Source organism: Sedimenticola hydrogenitrophicus, from assembly GCF_029017505.1.
GTDB lineage: Bacteria > Pseudomonadota > Gammaproteobacteria > Chromatiales > Chromatiaceae > Sedimenticola > Sedimenticola hydrogenitrophicus_A.
Genome location: NZ_JAQGEI010000012.1, coordinates 52854 through 72243, shown reverse-complemented (window position 1 = coordinate 72243; position 19390 = coordinate 52854). Strand labels below are relative to the sequence as shown.

The 19390-nt window shown below is 62.3% G+C and carries 13 protein-coding genes; 5 read left to right on the top strand and 8 right to left on the bottom strand.

Annotated elements, in window-relative coordinates; translation table 11 throughout:
- Positions 1-1032 (bottom strand): branched-chain amino acid ABC transporter permease, encoded by a 1032-nt coding sequence (locus tag O9K64_RS09450; protein ID WP_275097813.1) that lies wholly within the window; start codon positions 1030-1032, stop codon positions 1-3.
- Positions 1033-1416: 384 nt separating this feature from the next.
- The gene (locus O9K64_RS09445) at positions 1417-2763 is read right to left on the bottom strand and encodes a porin (RefSeq protein WP_275097812.1); all 1347 of its coding nucleotides are present in this window, start codon (positions 2761-2763) and stop codon (positions 1417-1419) included.
- A gap of 711 nt (positions 2764-3474) precedes the next feature.
- Between O9K64_RS09445 and O9K64_RS09440 the strand changes: the two genes are divergently transcribed.
- The 5 genes from O9K64_RS09440 to O9K64_RS09420 all read left to right on the top strand — a co-directional run bounded on the left by O9K64_RS09440 (position 3475) and on the right by O9K64_RS09420 (position 12914).
- Complete coding sequence (locus O9K64_RS09440; RefSeq protein ID WP_275097811.1) at positions 3475-4386, top strand: TetR/AcrR family transcriptional regulator; 912 nt, start codon at positions 3475-3477, stop codon at positions 4384-4386.
- Between the two features lie 360 nt (positions 4387-4746).
- Positions 4747-8067, top strand: a complete 3321-nt coding sequence (locus O9K64_RS09435) for a mechanosensitive ion channel domain-containing protein (protein WP_275097810.1) — start codon at positions 4747-4749, stop codon at positions 8065-8067.
- 379 nt (positions 8068-8446) lie between these two features.
- Positions 8447-10291: a DNA helicase RecQ gene (gene recQ, locus O9K64_RS09430; protein ID WP_275097809.1), complete on the top strand. Its 1845-nt coding sequence runs from the start codon at positions 8447-8449 to the stop codon at positions 10289-10291.
- 534 nt (positions 10292-10825) lie between these two features.
- The gene (locus O9K64_RS09425) at positions 10826-12169 is read left to right on the top strand and encodes a DASS family sodium-coupled anion symporter (RefSeq protein WP_335342262.1); all 1344 of its coding nucleotides are present in this window, start codon (positions 10826-10828) and stop codon (positions 12167-12169) included.
- 127 nt (positions 12170-12296) lie between these two features.
- Positions 12297-12914 (top strand): cold shock and DUF1294 domain-containing protein, encoded by a 618-nt coding sequence (locus O9K64_RS09420; RefSeq protein ID WP_275097808.1) that lies wholly within the window; start codon positions 12297-12299, stop codon positions 12912-12914.
- 35 nt (positions 12915-12949) lie between these two features.
- On the opposite strand, the gene O9K64_RS09415 is transcribed toward O9K64_RS09420, so the two are convergent.
- From O9K64_RS09415 to O9K64_RS09390, 6 genes are read right to left on the bottom strand one after another with little or no spacing between them, the layout of a single operon-like run.
- The gene (locus O9K64_RS09415; protein ID WP_275097807.1) at positions 12950-14599 is read right to left on the bottom strand and encodes a diguanylate cyclase domain-containing protein; all 1650 of its coding nucleotides are present in this window, start codon (positions 14597-14599) and stop codon (positions 12950-12952) included.
- Positions 14600-14611: 12 nt separating this feature from the next.
- Positions 14612-15241, bottom strand: coding sequence for a YfiR family protein (locus O9K64_RS09410; RefSeq protein WP_275097806.1), 630 nt, complete (start codon positions 15239-15241; stop codon positions 14612-14614).
- 11 nt (positions 15242-15252) lie between these two features.
- Positions 15253-15828, bottom strand: coding sequence for a spore coat U domain-containing protein (locus tag O9K64_RS09405; protein WP_275097805.1), 576 nt, complete (start codon positions 15826-15828; stop codon positions 15253-15255).
- 4 nt (positions 15829-15832) lie between these two features.
- Entirely contained in the window at positions 15833-16312 is a 480-nt protein-coding gene (locus tag O9K64_RS09400; protein ID WP_275097804.1) for a spore coat U domain-containing protein, read from the bottom strand.
- The gene (locus O9K64_RS09395) at positions 16309-18678 is read right to left on the bottom strand and encodes a fimbria/pilus outer membrane usher protein (protein ID WP_275097802.1); all 2370 of its coding nucleotides are present in this window, start codon (positions 18676-18678) and stop codon (positions 16309-16311) included. Before O9K64_RS09395 ends, O9K64_RS09400 begins: the two co-directional genes overlap by 4 nt.
- Complete coding sequence (locus tag O9K64_RS09390) at positions 18650-19390, bottom strand: molecular chaperone (RefSeq protein WP_275097801.1); 741 nt, start codon at positions 19388-19390, stop codon at positions 18650-18652. Before O9K64_RS09390 ends, O9K64_RS09395 begins: the two co-directional genes overlap by 29 nt.

The window sequence follows — 19390 nt, the reverse complement described above, 5'->3', positions numbered from 1 at the left end:
TCACTCCTCCTCGATATGGTGGCTGGTGAGGGAGCGCCATAACAGCACCGGAATGATCAGGGTGAAAACAATCACTTCCTTGTAGGCACTGGCGTAGAAAGAGGCAAAAGACTCGAGCAACCCAACCAGCACCGCGCCGGCCGCGGCAATCGGAAAGCTGATCAGGCCGCCCACGATCGCGGCGACAAAGCCCTTGAGGCCGATCAAGAAGCCGGTGTCGTAGTAGATGGTGGTAATCGGCGCGATCAGCACACCAGACAAAGTACCGATAAACGCCGCCAGCAGGAATGTAAGTTTACCGGCGAATACCGGTGAGAATCCCATCAGCCGTGCGCCTGTACGATTCATGGCGGTGGCACGCAACGCCTTACCATAGAGGGTACGGGAGAAAAATCGCCATAATCCCACGATCAGTCCGATCGACACCAGGATCACCCAAACCTGCTGGCCGTTTATCAGCAACGGCCCCATCTCAAAACTGGCATCGGTAAAGGGTGCGGTGCGCAACCCTTCGGCGCCAAAGAACAGCAGTCCAAGACCGACAAGCACAACGTGTATCGCCACCGAAACAATCAGCAGAATCAGCACGGAGGCCTCGGCAATGGGCTGATAGACCAGGCGATACATAAGGGGACCGAGGGGTACCACGACCGCCAGGGCAACAAGCACCTGAACGAATGCCGGAAGGCTGGCCAGCGGGAGATACCACAACAACAAGGCCAGGATCAACGGATAACCCACCAGCCATCCGAAGCCATGCAGTCCGATGGGTAAACCGTTGCGCCAGCAGCGCCATAACTCGGCCAGAACCGCTATCGTGCTGACCACAACCAGCAACCAGAGCGTCCCCGGAATCTGACCACTCTGCAGCGATGCCAGGGTGAGCGCACCATAGGCGACAAACTCGCCTTGTGGAATAAAGATTACCCGGGTGACCGAAAAAACCAACACCAGCGCCAGTGCCAGCATGGCGTAGATAGCGCCATTGGTGGCGCCGTCCTGAACAAGAAACAGAGCGATCTGAAAATCCATTGAACCCGGCCCGTCAGCTATCCAAGACGCGCAATGGCCCAATGGCCAGACAATGTTTAGTCACCCATATGCCACATGACCAGGCACTGCCAAGACGCCGTTGAATGCTCAATTTGACTCCTCCTCTGTTGCGGACATACAGCCGCGGTATGCCGGTTGGCGCAGTTATTTTTCTATCGCCTGCGAGCGAAATGTCATGCGCGTCCAGTGTAAATTACCACGCACTAACTACCCTGTCAAACGCTTGTTCAATTAATTTATTTATACTCTCAAACTCAGCAAACGAGGAAGAAAAGCATGCTTCTGGGGGCGAATTCCCATCAGGTTCGGCGGGACGGCCACGCGAGCGCGACCGTCCCTTGGGCTGCCGGCGGCAGGCCGCAATCAGTAGATGTAGCGCAGGCCGAGCATGTAACCGTTCTGGCTCCCGCCGGCGGCCGGCGCGGTGCCTCCCCCGGCCCCGGACAGCTGATAGCTGGCATTGTCGCTGTTGTCGATGTGACCAACCTGGGCATAGGCGTCCAGGCCCTTGTCGATGGTATAGAAGCCACGCACCACCGAGAGCGTGGCGTCGCGATCCTGGTCGTCGTTGATAATGTGGTGGATGCCGCCGTCGAACCTGATCACCGGCGTGAGCTGATAGCTGGCACTCAGGTAGTAGGCGTCCGATTCCACACTCACTGCAGTGGTATCGACCTTGCGGCCGAGCCAGCCAACGCCCAGCTTGGCCTTACCGAGCTTCACGTAGCCACCCAGCGTGGTGCGCAAGTCCTCATCGTTCGAATTGGAGAAGGCGAACGGCGCCGCACCATTGAAAAAGAAGGCGCTCGCCCCGGTGCCGCCACTGATCTGATCAATGCCACCTGCCACCCCGAAGTTCGCCCCGTCGTAGCGTGCCATCGCCGACCAGGCCCGGCACTCCTGGGTGTCGGCGATGCTGTTCTGCTCGCCCGCGCAGGTGCCCGAGGCCGGCGTTCCGCCGCTGGTGTCGTGGCCGAAGGAGTAGGACAAGCCCATCGACACGCCACCGATCTTGTGCTTCCAGGCCAGCGAGTTGTCGTAGCGCGAGTTGGGCAGGTAGGAGTCCAGCGAGCCCATGCCGTAGATGTTCGGCCCCAGCTGGTCCGAGCCCATCATCGCCGCGGTCAGCATCGACCACTGGCGGCCGACGGTGAAGCTGCCGTAGGGAGTCTCCAGGCCGGCGTACAGCTGGCGGCCGAAGATGCGTCCGGCCTGCAGCTGGTTGCCGTCGTCGAGGTTGAAACCGGCCTCGAGCACGCCGATCGCCGCCAGGCCTGGGCGGACCTCCTTGTGCAGGCGGAAGCCGATGCGCGAAGGCAGGGTGGCGGTGATCGGCGGCACGCGGGTGAGGCTCTCGCCGTCGGCACCGATGTTGGTGATGTGCTCGACGCCGCCGTCCAGGATGCCGTAGATGGTCACCAACGGCTTCTCCTCGGCGGCCCTGGCGGCCGGGCCGGCGGACACCGGAGCGGCGGCCTGCCTGGAGAGTTTTTCCTCGAGCCGCTCGATCACCTGCTGCTGCTTTTCGAGCATTTGTCGTTGCTGCGCCAGATCCTGCTTGAGCATGTCGAGTTCGGTCGCGGCATGCGCCGGCGCGGCCAGCACGAAGGCCACGGCCGCCGAGAGGGCCGTGATCGACGGCACCCGTACCGCTGCCATCGCGCGCTTCGGCATGCCGCGCTCTGCCCCTCGTTGGGTTATTGGTTTCATCTGTTATCTCCTCATTTGGTGTGTCGAAAGTGCCTCTTCGGCCCCGAACGTGGGCCTCCGACGGTCAGGCCGGCATCGCGTCGCTGTGTTCAGCGAGCGAAACCTTCATGCGGAACGCCGGCGTTCGACGCCTCTGGCCGGACGCTCCCCATCTGGCTCACCGCTTTCGACGCCTGACCGATCGGGCGACGGAACGCGGCGAAATAATCTGACGTAACAGTGACCAGGCACCGCCAAGGCGCCTTTGAACTCTAAAAAATTGATTCCCCTTTACTGCCGACTTGCACCAGGGACATGCCGGTTGGCGCTGTTATTTTTCTGTCGCCCACAGGCGAAATGTCGTGCGCGTTCATTGCAAGCTATCACGCACTAACTACCCTGTCAAACGATTGGTCAACTAAGCTCTTTTCTGCTATTTTGTAATTACAGCGCTCTTGGCCTTCACCAGAGCATCCAAGCGAAAGGAAAATATTTCAGGACTGGAATTTCGGACAGATCACAGGTACATTCTGCCGTGGATGAAATCTTGTGCTAATTCAATGCCAAGCGATTGAATCTTAGCCACCCATACTGGTTTTGCCGTAGATTTAATGGAGCATCCAGTGTGACTGGCGCACTGCTGGAATGGACAACCGGGGGCCCCGGACCCTGACCTCCAGATCACTCTCCCTGATGCATCCAAAACCACCGACGAGACAGCTGACGATACGGATGAACAACCCCGCAACAACAAACAACGCCAGTGACGGCGCTGAACTGGAACACAGAATCCTGGCGTTTGCACAAGAGCACCCTGAGTTGGGCCAGGCCGCCGTTGCCGCCAAGCTACGTGCCGAGGGGTTCAGTATTTCCCCATCCGGAGTACGCTATATCTGGAAAAAACATGATCTGGAAACCGCCATCAAACGCTTGCGTGCGCTGGCGCAGCAATCCCCCGATGGCGTAGATTCGCTCACCGAAAGCCAGCAGCGACTTTTGGAACGCGGTAACTTGACGGCGCATCTGACACGCCAGGGTAGCTCCACTGATAACGATACGGAGATCACGGAAGAGCCATTGGAGCGCCGACAGATGATTATCAACGCCGCGGCGGAGCTGTTTTCGGTTTCCGGCTATGACCGAACGTCAATCCGGGATATTGCCGCGGGGGTCGGCCTACTGCCAGGATCGGTTTACCACCATTTCCCCTCAAAGGAAGAGCTCTACCTGGCGGTGCTGCGTGAAGGTTTTGTTTCCCAGATGGCACGCATCAAGATGGCCGTTGAAGCGGGTAGTGACCCCTGGGAAAAGCTCAAGCTGGCCTGTCAAGAACATGTACATGGTATTGTCGATAGTTCACCCATCCATCGTATAACCGGTCACAACCTGGCCCTGTCAGACAACCTTGCCTTGCAGGAAAAAATCAAGCCCTACCGACAAGCCTATGAAGATATCTTCCGTCAGCTCATAGATGCCCTGCCCACCACCGAAAAGGTCGATCGCTCGCTGCTTCGACTTTTTCTTCTCGGCGGCATGAATTGGATTTTCCTATGGTATAGAGAGGGTGGGAAAAGTGGCCGCCAGATTGCGGACCTGATGGTGGACATGATCCGTAATGGCGTCGGACCTCGCCCCCTCCAGTAGCGTCGATCCAGCATAACCCGACCATCCCGGTTGACAGCAAATCGACAGGGTGGGATTTTTGAACTAACCGAGCCATTCTCGGTCGGTATCTGCCTTGATGGCCTTTACTTAAAGCAACCCCCGGGGAAATCCGTGACCAACCTGTTTAGGGCTCGCGCAAGAATAATTTCGCAGTACCGAGGGCGTAACTGGGCCACGCTGGCAAGGCACGCTTTGCAGGCAATGGCCGTTCCCTTGGCAAAAAGCGTAACGCCGACAGCGGGGTCCAGTTGCGACCGAATACCGAAACTTATTTTTGCGCGAGCCCTTAGCTGCCCTTCGGCGCTCGTCCGCAGCCTGCTGTTTATCCTGCTCAGCGGTATGCTGGCAACACCGGTGATTGCGGCAGAGCAACGGAGCCAAACCAGCGCTGCGGGGATTACGCCACCGAGCATCGAGGGCACCAAGGCCAGGATTGGCGAACTGGAAGCGGCCAGCGGGCAGGAGGGTGCCGACAACAAGGAACTTGAGAACTACCGCCAGACGCTGGAGCAGCTGCAACAGGCGGAGAAGGAGCAGCAGCAGGCGGAACTCTACAAGCAGACGGTGGACAACGCCGAGCAGCAGCTCAATCAGCTGCGCGACGCCCTCAGCCGTTTCATCAAGCAGAGCAGCCAGCCCGCCATGGTGGCCAGCATGTCCGCTGAGGAACTGACCCGGCGCTACAACCAGTCCCTGTCGGAACGCCAGCTGGCCCAGTCACAACTGCAGGACCTGGAAGAGCAGCGTGCCGTTCAGCGGGTCCGCCCCGAACAGTCGGGAATGGAACTGGCCGACGCCAAGCGGCAACTGGAGGAGACTGAGAGCCGTCTCAATAGCGATACCACGGGGACACTCTCAGCACACCGGAAACAACTACTGCTGGCCAGTCAGCTGATGCTGAAAAACAAGATCAACCGGTTGCAGATGGAGCGTCTCAGCCACACCCATCGCATGGACCAGCTGGCGCTGCGGATTGAACTGGGGCAGGCCCGGCTGAAACAGACCGATGCCCTGGTCCAGCTGCTTCAGGAGCGGGTCTCTTCGTTGCAGGTGGAGGAGGCGCAGCAGGCCCGGCAACAGGCCGAAATCGTACAGCAGCAGGCGGCCGGCAAACATCCGCTGATCCAGCAGTATGCCGATCAAAATGCCGCGCTGAGCCAAAGGCTGTCCCAGCTCGCCACCCGGGCTGAAGCAACCACGCTGGAACTGGAAAAGACCCTGGCCCGCAAGGAGGCTATCCGCCAGAGCCAGGAACGGGTCCAGCAGCAGATCACCATCGGCGGCCTGGATGAACAGCCGGGCGGCGTGCTGCAGAAACAGCGCAGCGAGCTACCCCGGCTGGCCGATCTGCAGACGAGCGTGGATATGCGCCGCGCCCAGATCGCCGCGGCACGGCTGGAGTCATTTCGCATCGAGGACCAGCGCCAGCAACTGCAGGCGGAGCTCGGCCACAATCTGATGAGTACGATTCAGCCGGAGGAGCTGTCCGAGGCGGAGTGGAGCGGGATTCTCGATGAACTGAAACAGCTGCTGGAAAACCGGCTGCTGCTGCTGGACAAGGTCAAGACCGCCTATGGCCGCTATGAAAAAGTACTGGCCGATCTCAGTGCCGAACAGCTCCAGCTCTATGACCGGGTGAAGCAGTACAGCGATCTGCTGGACCGGCACCTGCTCTGGATACCCTCAACCACGCGGATCGGAGGCGCCACCTTCACCCAGGCCATCGAGGCCCTGGGCTGGTTCTTCTCCGCCGGCAACTGGGCCAACGCGGCCGAGGGCCTGGCGACCGGCCTGGAGCGCTACCCTTACCGGGTGATCCTGCTGGCGATCGTACTGGGCCTGCTGCTGCGCAACCGGGGCAAGATGTACCGGCGACTTGACGAGATCGCCCCGGCGGTCGGCAACGTCACCCGGGACAGCTTCAAGAACACGGTGCACGCGTTCCTCATCACCCTGCTGCTGGCGCTGCCCTGGCCGCTACTGATGGCGGCGCTGGGCTGGTGGCTGACCACCGGATCGGACCACTCCTTCATCGTCGCGGTCTCCATCGGCCTGCGCCGGGTGGCGGTGTTCTTTTTCATCATCCAGATCGTCCGCTACCTGTTTATCCCCAATGGCCTGGCGGAGGTGCACTTCCGCTGGGATCCGGCCAACGGCAAGCTGTTCCGCCACCATTTGCACTGGCTGGTGGCGGCGCTGGTACCGCTGGCCTTCACCGTGGGGGTGTTCGAATGGGTGGAGAACGCGGCCTACGCCAACTCCCTGGGCCGGCTCGCGTTCATCGCCGGGTTGCTGGTAACCGCGCTGTTTTTCCACCGCCTGCTCAATCCCTGGAGCGGTTTCCTGGCGGTCGATGCAAACGCCAACCGGAGTGATCTGAGCCGGCTCTGGTATCCCGCCGCCATGCTCGTCAACCTGGGCCTGACCCTGCTGGCCATCGAGGGTTACTACTTCAGCGCCCTCAACCTGGAGCGCATGGTGTTCATCTCGCTGATCTCCGGTGTGCTGATTTTCCTGGTCTACCACCTGTTCGTGCGCTGGCTGCTGGTGGCGGAGCGGCGCCTGGCGCTGGCCCGGGCCAAGGCCAGGCGACAGGCGGCCCAGGAGGCCAAGATCGCCAAGGAGGCCGCCGACGCCGCCGGCGAGGGCATGCCGGAACTGGCGGAATTCGAGGCCATCAATCTGGCCACCATCAATGAACAGACCCGCCGCCTGCTACGCGTCGGCTCGGGTCTCGTGTTCGCCACCCTGCTCTACCTGATCTGGGAGCAGCTGACGCCGGCCCTGAGCTGGCTGAATGCCGTAGTGCTGTGGCAGTTCGAGAGCGGCAGCGGCCAGCTCGCCAATATCTCCCTGTGGGACGGCCTGCTGGCCCTGGTGGCGCTGATGCTGACCCTGATCGCCGGCCGCAACCTGCCCGGCCTGCTGGAGATCGCCCTGCTGCAGCCGATGAACCTGGATCTTGGCAACCGCTATGCCGTCTCCAGCATGAGCCGCTACGCCATCTACGGCGGCGGTGCCCTGCTGGTACTGAATCTAATCGGCCTGCAGTGGAGCGACGTACAGTGGCTGGTGGCCGCCATGGGCGTCGGTCTCGGGTTCGGGCTGAAGGAGATCTTCGCCAACTTCTTCTCCGGCATCCTGATCCTGTTCGAGCGGCCCATCCGCATCGGCGACACGGTCACCATCGGCGATATCAGCGGTACCGTCTCGCGCATCCGCATCCGCGCCACCACCATCACCGATTGGGACAACAAGGAGCTGGTGGTGCCGAACAAGAACTTCATCACCGACCCGCTGATCAACTGGACCCTGTCGGACCCGATCACCCGTATCGTCATCAAGGTGGGTATCGCCTACGGTTCCGACACCGACCAGGCGCTGCGCATCATGACCGAGGTGGTGGATCGGCACCCCGACGTGCTGAAGGAGCCGCGCGCCACCATCTTCTTCACCGGCTTCGGCGACAGCTCCCTGGATTTCGATATCCGTGTCTTCGTCAGCGACAACCTCAAACGCATGCCGCTGATCCACGACCTGCACATGGCCCTGAACAAGGCGCTGGCCAAGGGCGGCATCGAGATTCCGTTCCCGCAGCGGGATCTGCACCTGCGCTCGGTGGCGCCCGGGATCAATCCGCGGGGCGAGGACAAGGCCTAACCCTCCATCGATCAGCTCCCACACCGTAGGGGCAACCCCCTGTGGTTGCCCGGACAACTGTGCGGATACCGACCCGGGCAGGCACAGGGGCCTGCCCCTACGACGGCAAGAGGCCCATCTACCCGGTACATCGCCGATGTCGATCCCGTAGGGGCAACCCCCCGTGGTTGCCCGGACAACCGTGCGGATACCGATCAGGGCAGGCACGGGGGCCTGCCCCTACGACAGCAAGAGGCCCATCCACCCGGTACATCGCCGATGTCGATCCCGTAGGGGCAACCCCCCGTGGTTGCCCAAGGTCCCGGGTGGCATCCGGCCGGGGCAGGCAGGCGGCCTACCCGCATTTGTGGCAACCCCGCATACCCATTAGAATGCCCCGATGAACCCGAACCCACCCACGGCCGACCGGCTGGACCAGACCCTCAGCCGTGTCTTCGGTTATTCCCGCTTCCGCCCGCACCAGCGCCAGATCATCGAACAGCTCATCGCCGGCGAGTCGGCCTTCGTGCTGATGCCCACCGGTGGCGGCAAATCCCTCTGCTACCAGCTCCCCTCGCTGCTGCGCCCCGGGGTCGGCATCGTCATCTCACCGTTGATCTCGCTGATGAAGGATCAGGTCGATGCGCTACGCGCCAATGGAGTGAAGGCGGCGTTTTACAACTCCTCGCTGTCTGCCGAGGATGCCCGCCAGGTGCTGGCGCAGCTGCACAGCCAGGAGCTGGAGCTGCTCTACATCGCCCCCGAGCGGCTTATGCGGGAAGATTTCCTCGAACGGCTGGGCCAGATCGATATCGCGCTGATCGCCATCGACGAGGCGCACTGCGTCTCCCAGTGGGGGCACGACTTCCGCCCCGAGTACGCCCAGCTGGGCCAGCTGGAGACCCTGTTTCCCGGGATCCCGCGGATTGCCCTCACCGCCACCGCCGATCCACAGACCCGCAAGGACATCCTGCGGGTGCTGCAGCTGGAGCGGGCGGCCTGCCACATCACCGGCTTTGACCGTCCCAACATCCGCTATTCGGTGCTGGAGAAGCACAACCCGTTCAGTCAGCTGACCCGGTTTCTTGACGGACACCGGCAGGAGGCCGGCATCATATACGCCCTGAGCCGCAAGCGGGTGGAGCGACTCACCGCGCAACTCTACGAGAAGGGCATCCGTGCCGCCGCCTACCACGCCGGGCTCTCCTCCGAGCAGCGCCACTGGGTGCAGGAGCAGTTCCTGCGCGACGAGATCGATATCGTCGTCGCCACCGTCGCCTTCGGTATGGGCATCGACAAACCCAATGTACGCTTCGTGGTGCACTACGACCTGCCGAAAAATATCGAGAGCTACTACCAGGAGACCGGTCGCGCCGGACGTGACGGCCTGCCGGCCGAGGCGCTGCTGCTGTTCGGCACCCAGGACATCGTGCTGGTGCGCCAGCTGGTGGAGAGCGGCGACAACCCGGAGCGGGTGCGCATCGAGCTGCACAAGCTGAACACCATGATCGCCCTGGCCGAGAGCGTCACCTGCCGCCGCCAGGTGCTGTTGAACTACTTCGGCGATCAGATCGAGGGCGGCTGCGGCAACTGCGACCTATGCCTCGATCCACCCGAGACCTTCGACGCCACCGAGGACGCCCGCAAGGCGCTCTCCTGCGTCTACCGGGTGGGCCAGGCGTTCGGCATCCGCCACGTCATCGATGTGCTGCGCGGCGCCGACAACGAACGTATCCGCCGCCTCGGCCACGACCGGCTCAGCACCTACGCCATCGGCGGCGACAAGAGTGAGATCGAGTGGTCCAGCCTGATCCGCCAACTGATCCACCACGGCTACCTGTTGCAGGATATTGAGCACTACTCGGTGCTGCGCCTGACTCCTGAGGCCAGGCCGGTGTTACGCGGTGAAAAGCAGTTGCAGTTAGCGCTGCCGCGGATTCGCGAAAAGGCCAAACGCAAGGCCAAGGCACCGAAAGGGGCCGGCGAGATCGGGCCTTATGACGAGGCCCTGTTCGAGCGTCTGCGCCAGCTACGAAAGTCGCTGGCCGACGCCGCGGGCGTACCCCCCTACGTGGTGTTCGGTGACAACTCGCTGCTGCTGATGGCCCGGGACAAACCGACCGAGACGGACCAGTTCCTGGAGATCAGCGGTGTCGGCCAGGCCAAGCTGGAGCGCTATGGCGATGCGTTCATGAACGCCATCGCCGAGCACGAGATCCGGTCGGCGGGGGGCGGTGTGGCATAGCGTAACAAGGAGTCCCATTTATCCCTTTGATCCCGTCATTCCGGCGTGTGCCGTCATTCCGACGTGTTCCGTCATTCCGGCGTGTGCCGTCATTCCGACGTGTTCCGTCATTCCGGCGAATGCCGGAATCCAGGGACTATACCAGGGCGGCGGTATGGAGCTACAACCTTGTATGTATCTATTAGCCACCGGTGGACGATAAAGACGATTGAAGACCTTAACCCACGCTGGCGGGATTTGTATCTGGAGCTGATCTGACGAGAACGGTTCTTTACTGAAAGAGAGGCGGTCAACAATCGTGGGGAGCATCTGGATTCCGGCATTCGCCAGAATGACGGGTTGAGCGCGGAATGACGGGTTGAGCGCGGAATAACGGGTTGAGCACGAAATAACGGGATGAGCACGAAATGACGAGATCAGCGCGGATTGACGGGGTCAGTGAACTCTACCCACAGATTCTTCGGAAGATCCAGAAACCGCCGATGGAGCGGGCACAATAGTCCCATAGCACAGAGCACAAAAACGGAGAGAGAGATGGATCGACGCTGGATCACGCTGGGAGGGGCATTGGGGATCGCCCTCGCCCTCTATTGGGGCAGCGACTTGGCACTGCCCCTGCGCATTGGCCTCTCCATCCTCGCCTTCATCGCCCTGCTCTGGGTCACCGAGACCTTCCATATCACCATCACCGCCCTGCTGATACCGCTGCTGGCGGTGGCCAGCGGCGTCTTCACCACCGGCGAGGCGCTGAAAAACTTTGCCCACCCCATCATCTTCCTGTTCCTCGGCGGCTTCGCCCTGGCGGCGGCACTGCACCGGCAGCAACTGGATATCCGGCTCGCGGCACTGGTGTTGCGTACCGCACGGGGACGACTGTCGATCGCCGCGCTGCTGCTGTTCGCCACCACCGCCTTCGTCTCCATGTGGATCTCCAACACCGCCACCACGGCGATGATGCTGCCGCTGGCACTGGGCCTGCTGGCCTGCCTGGCGTATGAAGACCATCGCTCGACCTACTGGTATGTGCTGCTGGGTGTCGCCTACTCGGCCAATATCGGCGGTATCGGCACCCTGGTGGGGAGTCCGCCCAATGCGATCGCCGCGGCCGCGGCCGGTATCAGTTTTGCCGAATGGCTCGGTTTCGGCCTGCCGATCGTGATCGGCCTGTTGCCGTTGATGTGGCTGCTGTTGTGGCTGGTGTTCCGCCCCGATCTGAACCATCATCTGCAAGCCGCCCCGGCGGAATCAACCACTGCGCCCCTGACACGGCCACAGCGCCTCACCCTGGGGGTATTTCTGCTCACCGTGCTGCTCTGGCTGCTGAGCCGGCCGATTGCGCGGTTTCTCGGAATTGACGCGGATTTCGACTCGTTGGTGGCGATCCTGGCCATCGTCCTGATCGCCGCCCTGCGGCTGGTGGAGTGGCGGGATATCGAGAACTCGGCCAACTGGGGCGTGCTGCTGCTGTTTGGCGGCGGCCTCACCCTCTCCGCCCTGCTCAAGGAGACCGGCACCAGCGTGTTTCTGGCGGAGGGGGCCGCCGGCCTGCTGCAGGGCGCGCCCCTGCTCCTGCTGCTGCTGGCCATTGTCCTGTTCATGGTGATGCTCACCGAGGTGGCCAGCAACACCGCCAGCAGCGCCCTGATGGTGCCCATCTTCGCCTCTATCGCCGAGGCCATGGGACTCTCCGCCAGCGTCATGGCGGTGGTGATCGCCATCGCCGCCTCCTGCGCCTTCATGCTGCCGGTGGCCACACCGCCCAACGCCATCGTGTTCGGCTCGGGCTATATCCCCCAAGTGCAGATGATGCGCATCGGCCTGGTGCTGAACCTGGTACTGGCCTGCCTGATCAGCCTGGTGACCTGGTGGATCATTTAGCGAGGAAGGATGAAGGAGGAACGACGTAATCCATCACCCCATAGTTTCTACGCGCGCTGACCAACTCGGTCACTGCGCTTATTTGGCAGCCGGGTAGCGCTGGCGTTAGTCAAAAAAGGCAACCAATATGCGTACTAAAGGAAAGATAACATTCTGGAATGAGGAGAAGGGTTTTGGATTTATCACCCCTATCGCTGGCGGAAAACAGGTCTTCGTTCATATCAAAGCCTTCAGCAACCGCAATCGACGTCCAGAGGTCAATGAGGTAGTAACCTACACCTTGTCTAGCGACAAACAAGGTCGACCATGCGCGGCCAAGGCCACATTAGCTGGCGACAGGCTTCCACAAGAAAAAAACCAGATGAATGGTTCACTGTCACTCATTGGAGCCGCCTTCTTTGTTGTCATTGTCGGCGTTACAGTAGTCGCATCAAAAATACCGCCTTTGATTCTCGCTACTTATATGGCAGCCAGCCTGCTCACGTTCATTATGTATGCAATAGACAAGTCGGCAGCAAAGAATGGATCGTGGCGAACGCCGGAAAGCACGCTACATCTGCTATCCCTGGCAGGGGGCTGGCCAGGAGCGATTGTCGCCCAACAAAAGTTACGTCACAAATCGAAGAAACAATCTTTCCGCTCTATGTTTTGGGTAACGGTATTTCTGAACTGTGGTGCATTCGTATGGCTGCTAACGCCAACAGGTGCCGCGGCGCTGCAGGCTTTGATCGCTAGCATAGTATGAGCGAGTAGGATGGGTGCTCCAGGATTCGTTTCCCATCAGGGACCGGAAGCAGAGTGTTGGTCGGGATCCGTGACTGGGACCAGGCGCAGGTTGTCGCCGGCCGCGTAGAACCGGTAGCGGTTGCGTCCCAACTCCTTGGCCTGGTACATCGCCGTGTCGGCACTTCTCATTAATAGCGAAACATCCTGCCCGTCCTGCGGATAACAGGCGATGCCGATGCTCGCGGAGACCTGGTATTCCCGTCCGGCCAGGGTGAAGGGCCGGGACAACAGGTCGATGAACTTATCCGCCACCGTGGCCGCATCCCGCGCGTCGCTCACACCGTCCAGCATGACCGTGAACTCGTCTCCGCCCTGGCGGGCCACCACGTCACACTCCCGCAGGCACCCCTGCAGGCGCACCGCCACGGTCTGCAGCAGTTCGTCCCCAACCGCGTGCCCGAGTGTATCGTTGATGACCTTGAAATTATCCAGATCGATGAACATCATCCCGACCTTGTCGCCACGGCGTTTGGCTCGCATCAGCGCCTTGCTTAGTTCCAGTTCGAACAGGACGCGATTGGGCAGCTGGGTGAGGGCGTCATGGTGGGCCAGATACTCCAGGCGCTCCTCGTAACGCTTGTGCTGGGAGATGTCGTTGCTGACAAAGACATAGTGGGTGACCCGCCCCGCCGGATCGAGAATCCGGCTGATGGTGAGCCACTGGGGAAACACTTCGCCATTCTTGCGCCGTCCCCACATCTCGCCATGCCACTGCCCCGAGGCGTCCACCCGACGCCGCACCTCCCTGTAGAAGGCGGGGGCGTGCCGCTCGGAACGCAGCATCAACGGCCGCCGGCCCGACACTTCCGCGGGGCTAAATCCGGTCATGGAGATGAACGCCTTGTTGACCGAGACGATCTTCAGCCGTGCATCGGTGATGGCAATCGCATCGCCGGTATTTTCCAGCGCATTCGCCGCGATGTGCAGTTGCTCGTCGCGGACGCTGATCTGCTCCAGCATCGCGTTGAAACCGTCGATCAGGGTGCCCACCTCGTCATCGCCATGCTTCTCCGCGCGCAGACTATAGTCCTTGACCTGGGAGACCTGGCGCATGGTCCGGGCGAGACGGACGATCGGTTCCGAGACGATCCTCTGCAGTTTCGATGACAGCGGCAGGGCCGCCAGGCCGGCCGCAAGGATAATCAGCGTCAGCATGCCGATGTCGCGCATAAGCCCCATGCGCAACGGGCGCAGGTCGGTATCGAGCACCACCTTGCCGATGATCTCGCCGTCAAGGATGATCGGACTGGTGACCATGAGGGCGTCGCCGCCGAACAGCAGGCCACCACTGGACGCGTTGCCGTTGCCCTCGCCGGGGATGGGGGCAACCGCGCCGGGTGCGGTGAAGCGGGCAAACAACGTACCGTCCGATGCATAGATGCGTGCCTCGATGATACTGGGTTCCGCCACTAGGGCAGAGAGGGTATCGCGCGCCGACAGCGGGTCATTGAAGGTGAGCGCGGCGGTGCTGTTGGCGCCGACCACCTGGGCCAGCACACTCATCCGATTGGCTGTCTTCTGCTGTTCCGTCGCCGCGTAACGGGCGGTGAGGGCAAACCCGCCCAGCAGCAGGACAATGCTGCAGGTCGCCATGATGATGACGATCAATTTACTGCGAATCGAAATATCACGAATGGACCGCATCGTATGGCACCTTCAGTGCTGTCTGTCGACCAGTATCGCCAGCTTCAGCAGCTGCGAACTGAATTTGAAACCGAACTGCTCGCCGCTGGCGCGATCGATCTCGAATCGCACCTTGTTCTCGACTGTTTTCAGGTTGATGATCCCACCTCTGCTGATGAAGTCGTTCGTCTCGCCAACCGTCAGCGCATGCCCCAGCACTTCGGCGGGCACCGCCTCCACCGCGGTGCTGTCGGCCGCACTGACAAACAGCATCTGGCACTGCCCGGCGGTGGTGGCGCTGTCCACCCGCCTGACCTCCACCGAGCGGCCCTTTATGGTCTTGCCCATCAGGGTTTCACGCACGCTGATAAACGGCTCGATACCGATGACGCAGAGATTGAAGGGCGCGGCGTCATTGGCGAAAGCCGTCGCGGGCCACTCCACGAACTTGGCGAAGTTGTAGAGGAACGCCGCCTTGATGTGATACTCGGTGATCGACTCATTCTCGGCGTAGATGGCGGGCGCGCTACCGGCCATGAAAAAGGTCAACAGCAGCGCCAGCAGACGCATGCCGCAGACCAGACCTTTACGGCCGGGCCGGCACATACGGGCAAGCGTGATCAGTGGCTCGCCGGGCATGGATTGAAGGGTTTGTGCATTCATCGGCGCGCCCCTCAGAACATGACCGAGACGGTCACGGTGTCGATATAGACACCCCGCTTTACCGTCTGTCGTGGAGGGATGCGGCCATAGACCGGGGTTTCGACCGGCGCGCCGGTACCGATACCGGCGGCGGTGTCGGCCTCACCGGTGTTTCCCCAGACCAGCATGCGCCCGCTATCGCGGTAGAGCGAGTAGTCGATGACCTGGTCGCCTTGGCTCAGCTTGCGCGTGTCGGTGCTGGCCCCGTTGCCGACCCCGGCATCCAGGCCGATGACATAACCGGTATCCACCGTGCAGGTGACGGTCACCACCGAATCGGCGTCGGTGGGCGTCGGGTTGAGCGGGTCGTAGGTGCCGAACGCGAGATCGGTCGCGGTCACATCGCAGGAGTCGACCGCCGTTGCCGACACCTGGAAACGCGCCGACGGCCCCCCGGCCGGCAGGTCCATCTCCATCAACGCCTCCAGGCTCAATGCGGGCAGATCCTGTGGCGTCGCGGCCCGCCCCTCCGCCGCCGACAGCAGCTGCAGCAGCAACAGTACGCTACAGAGATGTCTGGCAATTCGGCTTGGTTGTTGGCGCTTCATATCATCAGTAATCGATCGTCACGGTGATGGTGTCGGTATAACTGCCGGGGGCCACGTTCTGGCCGGCGGGCATGCGTCCATAGACGGTGTAGCTGCGCTGGACGGGAAAAACTATCCCCAGCAGATAGCCGTCGCTGACCACGGCGGTGCCACCGCTGCCGTCTCCCCAGACGCTGCTGCGGGCGGCGTTGGTGTAGAGGTTGTAGTCGAGCTGATAGCCCGGTCCCGCCAGGCTCCGTGGCGCGTAGCCGCCGCTCGCCCCGCTGCTCAGCTGGATGCTGTAGTTCACCAGGATGCTGATCAACAGCTGCTCGCAGGTCACGGTCACGCTGCCTGCCGAGTCGAGCGGCACGGCGCTGAAGGGGTTGTAGGTGCCGAAGCTGGTGGCGATCGCCGATACCGAGCAGGTCAACGCCAGTGCGCTGTCGGCGGCGCCCAGCCACAGCAGGGCCAGGCAGCAGGCCCGTGTCCGTCGCCGTCTCACGGGGTCACCCCGTGACAGACGAACGGTCCCAGCACCGGAAGGGGACCTGGATTCGCTGGCAACGCCACCTGCAGGGTGCAGTGCCGCCCCTTCCATGAGGCCCGCACCACATTGTCCCGTGCCAGCCCCGTGACATAGGCCTCGCCGCGCCGCGCGACCGGGAACGTCCCCTCCTGACCGTTGACGGTCACCACGGCGCCACTCGGCAGCGGCGTGCCATCCTCGAGGAATATCTTCAACAGGGCACCCCGCACCGAGCGCACCGGAAACGCCACCAGGCTGCCGCTGCGCCGGCGCGGCGTGATTGACAGGCGCACGGCGCCGATCTCGGCATCCAGCGGCAGGGCATCCGTGCGGATGCTGATGCTGTTTTTCTGATAGGCACGCAACGCGGGCACCAGGGCCGAGCCGTTCGCGTCGGTGTGCGCCACCACCTGGTTGTCCGCGGCGACCGGCACATTGGGAAAATCGCCCACCTGAACCACGGCGAAGCTGTCATCCAGCCGTCGTGACAGGTGCAGCCCCCCGCCGAGCAGCGCCACACCGCCGGCGGCACTGAAACGCTGGGCGGACATGTCGTTCTCCCGGCTCGCCTCCACGCTGTAGCTGCCGACGCCATTCTGCATCAGCAGCGCCGCCGACTGTCGCGGGTAGGCCCCCCCGGTTGACGCCAGGCGATAACCGAACCCATCGCCGTGCGGCAGGCTCTGCTGGAGTTGGATTGACGGCGTCGATTGCCCGTCCTGGCGGCTCCAGTTGACACTCCCCGTGGTCCGCGAACCGAAGGCATGGGTGAGATTCAGACCGAAGCTGGTGGCCTGCCGATCATCCAGTGGATGCACGGCGAACAGCGAAAGGAAGGTGTTACCGAACAGGTTCACGCTGTAGCCGGCACTGACCAGGTCGATATCCGGCTGGGTGGGACCGGCCTGGTGTACATAGCTGAGGAAGGCCGAGCCGCGGCTGCCGGTCGACAGATTGGCGCGCGCCAGGGTGACCTGTCGCGGCGCCACAAAGCGTTCCGATTCACCGAGTTGGGTGAAGCGATCACTGGCCAGCTGGGTGTGCAGACTGAAACCGAAGGTCTGCCCCTGACGCTCCACGCCTACGGACAGCAATCCCCCCTGCCCGCTCGGGCCATGGCTCAACGCCGCCGCCCCGTTGACGATGCCGACATCCCGCCAGTTGTAGGTGACGGCGGCGCCGGCCGTCTGCTGATCGGCCATCAACTCCGCCCGCAGTTCACCCGTGAGACGGTCATTGAGACCCAGGCGGTGGGTGCCGGCGATGAAGAAGTGTCCGTAGTCATTGCTTTCGATGGCGAACCGGCGACGTAGAAATCCGGCCTCATAGGTGTAGTCGTGGAGTCCGGTCTGCAACAGGTCCGAGCTGGCGTAGTAAGGTACCGAGATCAGATTCTCCCGCCCGAGGATATCGCGCACCAGCACCCGGACCTCTCCTGCACCGGTAATCACCGGCACCTCGGTAATCGTGAAGGGTCCGGGAGAGACCCGCTGGCTGAGACGCAGGGCGCTGTTTACCTGGAGATCGAGGGTGGAAGGCAGTACCGCCTCGCCCGCGATTGTCGGCAACGGAAACGAGACGACATCGGGCCGGGTGGCGAAATCGGTGCCCCATTGCACCCCGCCGAAGCGTACCGCTCGTCCCCAGGTCCCCGTGCGCCCAATGCTGTCGCCGAGACGAAAACTGCGCAGCGCCAGGGGCTCGTCATAGGTCCAGGCGGTATCCAGCCGGGTGAACCGTTCGCGCTCCGGCAGGCTCTGGCCGAGGAAGCTCGCCGTACCGAAGCCCAGGTTGTTGAACAGGACGAGTTCAAACAGGCTGTCGATTCGTTGCGCATCCGCCTGCCGCTGGTACTGCAGATCGTAGTTCAGAAAGGCCCCGACCGAGGCGGGTGCCGGGGGCGAATAGGTGACGCGGCGCGCGCTGATCCGGGTCGGCGCAAAGGCCTGCGGCGGGCTATCGATCAACAACACCTGGGTGCGTTGGTTCACTTCGTACTCCAGTCCATTAATCGCATTCAGCGGAAAATATTCCTTTCCCCGCAGGGAGAATGACTCCAGCCCGGGCAGGCGGATACGCCAGCGGATCAGGTCCTCTGCGTTCACCAACAGGCGACCATCGCTCAACTCGACCATGTGCGCCGGCCGCGCCATCGCCGTACCATTCACCCGAACCTCCAGCCACATCTCGCGAAGGGGGCGCCGATCACCCGCGGCGAGGGACGGCGTCGCCGGCACGCTCAATCCCGCCGGTTGCGGCACTTCGCCCGCCAATGAGACCACCGCATGCAGCAACAGGATCAGACCCGCAAGATCAGGGCGTTTCCAGCTCAAGATCGACATCAGCCACGCCCGGATCGGTTGCCGCCGACAGGCGCAATCGGCCGCTCGGCAATCCCCCCTTGAGCTGCATGAGCCACTGCCGCGATTGCCCCGCTAACAGATAGCCGACCACCTGCCGTTCCGCCAGCAGGCGATCCGCGCCCTCCGAGCGCAGTTTGAGGCCCATGAGTCGCAGATGGGCATTGCCGACGTTTGTAGCATGGAGCACCACGCTATCCGGGCCATTGCGCACCGCACGCCACTCCAGGCCGGGCTGCGCGGTTATTTTCGGTGCGATGAAGATCGGCACCCCGATACGCAGCGTGACCTGCAATCCCTGCTGATGCTGTTGCGGCGGCGCCGGAACCTCCTCGATATAGAGGCGATAGGCCAGCTCCTTCCCCGCATCCACATCACGGCTTAGTCCAACGCGAACGATCTGGGTCTGCCCCGGCTGCAGGGTGGCGATGGGTGGTGTCGCCACAATCTCGTAGGTGGGCCGGTAGTGATCATCCGCGCCGGCGGCGTCCCACTTCATCAACTGCAGTTGCACCACCGTGGTATTGCTGCCGTTGTTCTCCAGGGTCAGGGCCGCCGTCGGCGTCGCCTCGCTGAGATGAATCCGGATCGGGGTCACTCCCAGACCAGTGGCGGCGGTCGCGCCACCCCACGCCAGCAGGGCGAAGGTAACAACGAATCGGATTGCATTCGAGATGGATCTGTATGGCTTCAT

Excerpts from the sequence above, each read along its gene's own strand:
- O9K64_RS09420 (WP_275097808.1), top strand. The coding sequence starts at position 12,297 with ATGCGTACTAAAGGAAAGATAACATTCTGGAATGAGGAGAAGGGTTTT.
- O9K64_RS09425 (WP_335342262.1), top strand. The coding sequence starts at position 10,826 with ATGGATCGACGCTGGATCACGCTGGGAGGGGCATTGGGGATCGCCCTC.
- O9K64_RS09450 (WP_275097813.1), bottom strand. The coding sequence starts at position 1,032 with ATGGATTTTCAGATCGCTCTGTTTCTTGTTCAGGACGGCGCCACCAAT.
- recQ (WP_275097809.1), top strand. The coding sequence starts at position 8,447 with ATGAACCCGAACCCACCCACGGCCGACCGGCTGGACCAGACCCTCAGC.
- O9K64_RS09390 (WP_275097801.1), bottom strand. The coding sequence starts at position 19,390 with ATGAAGCCATACAGATCCATCTCGAATGCAATCCGATTCGTTGTTACC.
- O9K64_RS09395 (WP_275097802.1), bottom strand. The coding sequence starts at position 18,678 with ATGTCGATCTTGAGCTGGAAACGCCCTGATCTTGCGGGTCTGATCCTG.
- O9K64_RS09445 (WP_275097812.1), bottom strand. The coding sequence starts at position 2,763 with ATGAAACCAATAACCCAACGAGGGGCAGAGCGCGGCATGCCGAAGCGC.
- O9K64_RS09415 (WP_275097807.1), bottom strand. The coding sequence starts at position 14,599 with ATGCGGTCCATTCGTGATATTTCGATTCGCAGTAAATTGATCGTCATC.
- O9K64_RS09405 (WP_275097805.1), bottom strand. The coding sequence starts at position 15,828 with ATGAAGCGCCAACAACCAAGCCGAATTGCCAGACATCTCTGTAGCGTA.
- O9K64_RS09410 (WP_275097806.1), bottom strand. The coding sequence starts at position 15,241 with ATGAATGCACAAACCCTTCAATCCATGCCCGGCGAGCCACTGATCACG.
- O9K64_RS09435 (WP_275097810.1), top strand. The coding sequence starts at position 4,747 with ATGCTGGCAACACCGGTGATTGCGGCAGAGCAACGGAGCCAAACCAGC.
- O9K64_RS09440 (WP_275097811.1), top strand. The coding sequence starts at position 3,475 with ATGAACAACCCCGCAACAACAAACAACGCCAGTGACGGCGCTGAACTG.